Origin of the sequence: Corallococcus sp. AS-1-6 (genome assembly GCF_020037015.1) — a bacterium.
In the GTDB taxonomy this organism is placed as follows: Bacteria; Myxococcota; Myxococcia; order Myxococcales; family Myxococcaceae; genus Corallococcus.
This window is the reverse complement of record NZ_JAIQDE010000080.1, coordinates 1-2,130: the sequence shown is the minus strand read 5'-3', so window position 1 is coordinate 2,130 and position 2,130 is coordinate 1. Positions and strand designations below refer to the sequence as shown.

Here is a 2,130-nt window from a genome sequence, read left to right as displayed (position 1 = left end):
CCGCTGGAGAAGCTGATGCCGGGCGCCCCGCTGCCCCTGCTGCTGCGTGAGCAGGAGTTGAGTGTCGTCAGCCTCACTCCTGCGGCGCTGGCAGCCACGTCCTCCGAGGGGCTGCCCGCGGTGCGCACCGTCATCTCCGGCGGCGAAGCCCTGCCTGCGGATGTCGTCGCGCGTTGGGCTCCGGGACGGCGCCTGCTCAATACCTACGGCCCCACGGAAGCCACCGTCATCGCCACTTTCGGTGAGGTGGTAGCGGATGGAAGTGTGCCCTCCATCGGCAAGCCCCTAGCGAACGTGCGCGTCTACGTGCTGGACACGTACGGGCAGCCTGTGCCCGTGGGCGTGCGCGGTGAGTTGCACATCGGCGGCGTGGGCGTGGCGCGCGGCTATGCGGGACGGCCGAGCCTCACTGCAGAGCGCTTCGTGCCGGACGCCTTCTCCGGTGAGGAGGGGGCTCGCCTCTACCGCACGGGCGACGTGGTGCGCTGGCGCACGGATGGCCAACTGGACTTCGTTGGCCGCATCGACGCCCAGGTGAAGGTGCGTGGCTTCCGCATCGAGCTGGGTGAAGTCGAGAATGCCCTGCGCGCTGCCCCTTCCGTGAAGGACGCCGTCGTGCTCGCCCGCGAGGATGCTCCGGGCGACAAGCGGCTGGTGGCCTACGTCGTGGGGGAATCGCTCGACGTCTCCGCCCTCCGCGCGCACCTCAAGCAGCACCTGCCTGAGTACATGGTGCCCGCCGCCTTCGTCCCTCTGGAGGCACTGCCACTGACGTCCAATGGCAAGGTGGACCGCAAGGCCCTTCCTGCTCCGGACGCGAGCATGCTCCGGGCCTCACATGCTTACGAGGCTCCGGCCACGCCGCTGGAGGAGAAGCTCGCCGCGCTCTGGAGCGAAGTGCTGCGCGTCCCCACCGTGGGCCGCACGGACAACTTCTTCGAGCTGGGTGGCCACTCGCTGCTCGCCACGCAGTTGGTGGCACGCGTGCGCGCCGCGCTCGACGTGGAGTTGCCCCTCCGTGCCCTCTTCGAGGCCCCCACCATCGCCGCGCTCGCGGAGAAGTTGCAGAGGGCCTCAACCGGTACGCGCCTGCCGCCCCTGACACGCACGCGCACCGAAGGCCCACAGCAGCTCTCCTTCGCGCAACAGCGGCTCTGGTTCCTGGACCAGTTGGCACCGGATGACGCCTCCTACAACCTCCCTGTCGCGCTGCGCCTCCTTGGCCATCTGGACGTGGAAGCCTTGCGGCGTGCCTTCGAGGCGCTGGTGGCGCGGCATGAGGCGCTGCGCACCACCTTCTTCGAAGAGGAGGGCCAGCCTTTCCAGCGCATCCATGCTCCGGCCGCATGGGCGCTCCCTGTCGAAGACCTCTCTTCCCTGGAGGAGTCCACTCGCGAAGCGGAGACACTACGGCTTGCCACGAGTGAGGCCCGGCGGGCTTTCCACCTCGTCCACGGGCCCCTGCTGCGCACGGTTCTCTTGAGGTTGGCGGAAGAGACGCACGTCCTGGTCGTGACGATGCATCACATCGTCTCCGACGGCTGGTCCATGGGCGTCCTCGTGAAGGAGTTGGCCACGAGCTACGCCGCCTTCTCGGCGGGCAGTGAGCCGTCGTTCGCCCCACTGCCCGTGCAGTACGCGGACTTCGCGCTCTGGCAGCGTCAGTGGCTTCAGGGGGAGACGCTGGAGTCTCAGCTCGGATACTGGAAGCGCCAGTTGGCTGGTGCTCCCGCCGCGCTGGAGCTGCCCACCGACCGTCCACGTCCGGCTGTGCAGTCCCGTCGCGGCGCCACGCTGCCCGTGCACTTCCCCTCGCAACTGACGGACTCGCTGCGCAGCCTCGCCCAGCGTGAAGGCGCTACGCCCTTCATGCTGCTGCTCTCCGCCTTCCAACTGCTGCTGTCGCGCTACTCCGGCCAGGACGACATCTCCGTCGGCTCCCCCATCGCGGGCCGCACCCACGCCGAGGCCGAGAGCCTCATCGGCTTCTTCGTCAACACCCTCGTCCTGCGCACGCAGGTCCAGCCTCAATCGACGTTCCGCCAACTGCTGGCCCAGGTGAAGGCCACCACCCTCGCCGCCTACGAGCACCAGCACGTCCCCTTCGAGAAGCTGGTGGAGGTCCTCCAG

Annotated in this window: 1 protein-coding gene; it reads left to right on the top strand. The window is 68.7% G+C overall.

The features are described from left to right. A partial coding sequence (locus K8612_RS38700) for a condensation domain-containing protein (protein WP_223765923.1) occupies positions 1-2,130 on the top strand: 2,130 nt, incomplete at both ends.